Source organism: Thalassospira sp. UBA1131 (assembly GCF_002311515.1).
Lineage (GTDB): Bacteria > Pseudomonadota > Alphaproteobacteria > Rhodospirillales > Thalassospiraceae > Thalassospira.
Map to the genome: position 1 here is coordinate 1099 of NZ_DCAO01000088.1, position 3832 is coordinate 4930.

Sequence of the window (3832 nt, forward strand, 5' to 3'; positions counted from 1 at the left end):
TCTAACCAGCTGAGCTAATCACCCTTTTGCAAACCGCGCTGTTCTGCGGAAGCGGGCGGAACTTACCATGGTTTCCCCAAAAAGCAATGCCAGTTTTGCATAAAAATGTAACTTCTATTTNNGATCGGGAAAACAAAAAAGGCAGCCTTTAGGGCTGCCTTTATCATGGTGGGTGATGAGAGATTCGAACTCCCGACCCTCTCGGTGTAAACGAGATGCTCTAACCAGCTGAGCTAATCACCCGTCTTCTTGGGGTCCATTGCCCCGAAGCGGAGCGGAACATAGCATGGATTTTCCAAAAAGCAATGCCGGTGACGCAAGTCACCGGCATTTTTTAGCTGAACATCGTCAAACTTAGTTGACGGCGTCCTTAAGGCCTTTACCAGCCTTGAACTTCGGCTGTTTCGATGCCGGGATGTCGATTTCTTCACCGGTGCGCGGGTTGCGACCTTTTGAAGCAGCGCGAGCAGCGACAGCGAAGGTACCGAAACCAACCAGACGAACTTCGTCGCCGGATTTCAGAGAATCGGTGATGGAATCGAAAACAGCGTCTACTGCCTTGGCAGCGTCAGCTTTGGACAGATCAGCTTTAGCAGCTACACTTCCAACGAGATCGTTTTTATTCACTTCCTGGCCCCCTTGTTTGGACGTTCGGAGTTATGAGGAAATTTGGTTTGCCCCAAACCTGTTGCATGGGCAGTGTAAGCAGGTCGCAAACAGCTCGTCAATGCGAGAGACGCAGTTTTCTGCGGTTTTTGACGTTTTTTTCGATTTTTTGCGCTTTACACCAATCCCGACATGTTCCTGCGCCGATTCTTGGGCAAAGTTATCCACAGAAAAAGGGGGCCAACAGTGTCGGCCCCCTTGTTTTCTGCGCGTTATGACGATCCCTAGTGAGTCGTCACACCGCCGATTTCCGATTCTTCGCCGTCCTTGGATTTGACAGCAACGTCATCAACCTCTTCTTCCCACTCGATCGGGACAAGCGGATTGACCAAGGCGTGGCTCAGAACTTCGTCAACATGCGACACCGGAATGATTTCCATGCCGCGTTTGACATTGTCCGGAATCTCTTCAAGATCCTTTTCGTTTTCCTGCGGGATCAGAACGGTTTTCACCCCGCCGCGCAACGCAGCCAAGAGCTTTTCTTTCAAACCGCCAATCGCAAGTACACGGCCACGCAGCGTGACTTCGCCGGTCATCGCAACGTCCTTGCGCACCGGGTTGCCGGTCAGAACCGAAACAACCGAGGTCACCATGCCAACACCTGCCGACGGGCCGTCTTTGGGGGTGGCACCTTCTGGCACGTGAACGTGGATGTCACGTTTCTGGAACAAGGTCGGCTTGATCCCGAAATCAACCGCACGCGAACGGACAAACGAGGTCGCCGCCTGAATCGATTCCGTCATGACTTCACCGAGTTTACCGGTGGTTTTCATGTTGCCCTTGCCCGGGACGGTAACAGATTCGATCTGAAGCAAATCACCACCGAACTCGGTATAGGCAAGACCGGTAACAACACCGACCTGATCTTCACCCTCGGTCTCGCCGAAGCGGAACTTGCGGATACCGGCATATTTGCCAAGTGTGCGCGGGGTGACACGAACCGTTTTCAGGTTTTCAAGCATGATCCGCTTGGTCGCCTTACGGGCCAGCTTGGCCAGTTCGCGTTCAAGGTTACGCACGCCGGCTTCGCGGGTGTAATAACGGATCAGATCACGAAGTGCTTCGTCCGAGATGCTCCATTCCCCTTTCTTCAGGCCATTATCCTTGACCTGCTTGGGAATGAGGTGACGTTTGGCGATCTCGACTTTCTCGTCTTCGGTGTAACCGGAAATCCGGATGATTTCCATACGGTCAAGCAGCGGCTGCTGCATGCGAAGCGAGTTGGCCGTGGTAACAAACATCACATCCGAAAGATCGTAATCGACTTCGAGATAGTGATCGTTAAAGGTCGAGTTCTGTTCCGGATCCAGTACCTCAAGCAGGGCCGAGGCCGGATCGCCGCGGAAGTCCGAACCCATCTTTTCGATCTCGTCGAGAAGGAAGAGCGGGTTGGAATACTTCGCCTTTTTCATGCCCTGGACAATCTTGCCCGGCATGGACCCGATATAGGTCCGGCGGTGACCGCGGATTTCGGATTCATCGCGAACCCCACCGAGTGACATGCGCACAAAGCTACGCCCCGTCGCATTGGCCATGGACTTGCCAAGCGAGGTTTTACCAACACCGGGAGGACCAACGAGGCAAAGGATCGGACCTTTGACCTTTTTGGTGCGCGCCTGAACCGCAAGATACTCAAGGATGCGTTCCTTGACCTTTTCCAGACCGTAATGCTCCTTGTCGAGTACCTTCTTGGCCTTTTTCAGGTCATGGGAAACACGCGAACGCTTGTTCCACGGAATGGACACCATCCAGTCAAGATAGTTGCGCACCACGGTGGCTTCTGCCGACATCGGGCTCATATTGCGCAGTTTCTTGAGTTCTGCCTGTGCCTTTTCCTTGGCTTCCTTGGGCATTTTGGCCTTGTTCAGCTTCTCTTCGATTTCAGAAGCTTCATCCTTGCCATCTTCGCCCTCGCCCAGTTCCTTCTGAATGGCTTTGAGCTGTTCATTCAGATAGTACTCGCGCTGGGTTTTCTCCATCTGGCGTTTGACGCGGTTGCGGATCTTCTTTTCAACCTGCAACACGCCAATTTCGGATTCCATGAAGCCGAAAATACGTTCCAGACGATCGCCAACCAGTTTGGTTTCAAGCAATTCCTGCTTTTCGGAAATCTTGAGCGACAGGTGGGATGCCACCGTGTCGGCAAGCTTGGCCGGTTCTTCGATCTGATTGACCGAAACCAGAACTTCAGGCGGAATTTTCTTGTTGAGTTTGATGTACTGTTCGAACTGGGTAACGACAGAACGGGCCAGCGCTTCGAGTTCGCTGTCATCCTCGTCACTGTCTTCACGCACCGAGCCATAGGCCTGGAAGAATTCCGGGTTATCAACGTAGCCGGTAATTTCGGCACGTTTTCCGCCTTCAACCAATACCTTGACGGTTCCGTCCGGCAGCTTGAGAAGCTGCAAGACAGTTGCGACAGTACCAATTTCATAGAGATCTTCGACAGCCGGGTCATCAAGACCGGCGTCTTTCTGGGTGACAAGCAGGATCTGCTTGTCTTCGCGCATCACATCTTCGAGCGCACGCACCGATTTTTCACGTCCGACAAACAGCGGAACAATCATGTGCGGGAACACGACAATGTCACGCAACGGCAGCACCGGGTATATTTCGCCACGCGCCAATTCGACCATTATGTTCTTTCCCTACTCTGAGCCGTAACGCTGCTGTGCGGTCCTGCCATAGGCCCCGCCAGCAACGCGAACATGTTTTAGATAATCGTTAGATAATCCGGATTTCCCGCACCGCAATAGTTGCCGGTGCGGGAATTACGTTCAGGCAGTATTTTCAACACCTTCACGACGTTCTGCATGGATCAGCAACGGCTTTGCCTTCCCATTAACGACGTCAGCGTTGATGACGATTTCCTCGACACTTTCCATGGTCGGCAGATCGAACATGGTTTCAAGCAGGATGCCTTCCATGATCGAGCGCAAACCACGCGCACCGGTCTTGCGTTCAATTGCCTTGTCAGCAATCGCCTTGAGCGCATCGGTCTGGAAGGTGAGTTTCACGTCTTCCATATCGAACAGGCGCTGATACTGCTTGATCAGTGCGTTTTTCGGCTCGGTCAAAATCTGGACCAGAGCTTCGTTGTCGAGGTCTTCGAGCGTTGCCAGAACCGGCAGACGACCAATGAATTCCGGGATAAGACCGAACTTCA

Annotated in this window: 2 protein-coding genes, 1 tRNA gene and 1 pseudogene; all 4 read right to left on the reverse strand. The window is 52.8% G+C overall.

Translation table 11 applies throughout. The features are described 5' to 3' along the window. Positions 1-166 precede the first annotated feature (166 nt). A tRNA-Val gene (locus tag B3Z49_RS13240) sits at positions 167-243 on the reverse strand. Between the two features lie 111 nt (positions 244-354). Next, the gene (locus B3Z49_RS13245) at positions 355-627 is read right to left on the reverse strand and encodes an HU family DNA-binding protein (protein ID WP_008891813.1); all 273 of its coding nucleotides are present in this window, start codon (positions 625-627) and stop codon (positions 355-357) included. A 263-nt stretch (positions 628-890) separates the two neighbouring features. Then, positions 891-3302: an endopeptidase La gene (gene lon / locus B3Z49_RS13250; protein WP_064790436.1), complete on the reverse strand. Its 2412-nt coding sequence runs from the start codon at positions 3300-3302 to the stop codon at positions 891-893. 141 nt (positions 3303-3443) lie between these two features. Further along, positions 3444-3832 (reverse strand): annotated as a pseudogene (locus B3Z49_RS13255) (ATP-dependent Clp protease ATP-binding subunit ClpX); the annotation flags it as partial.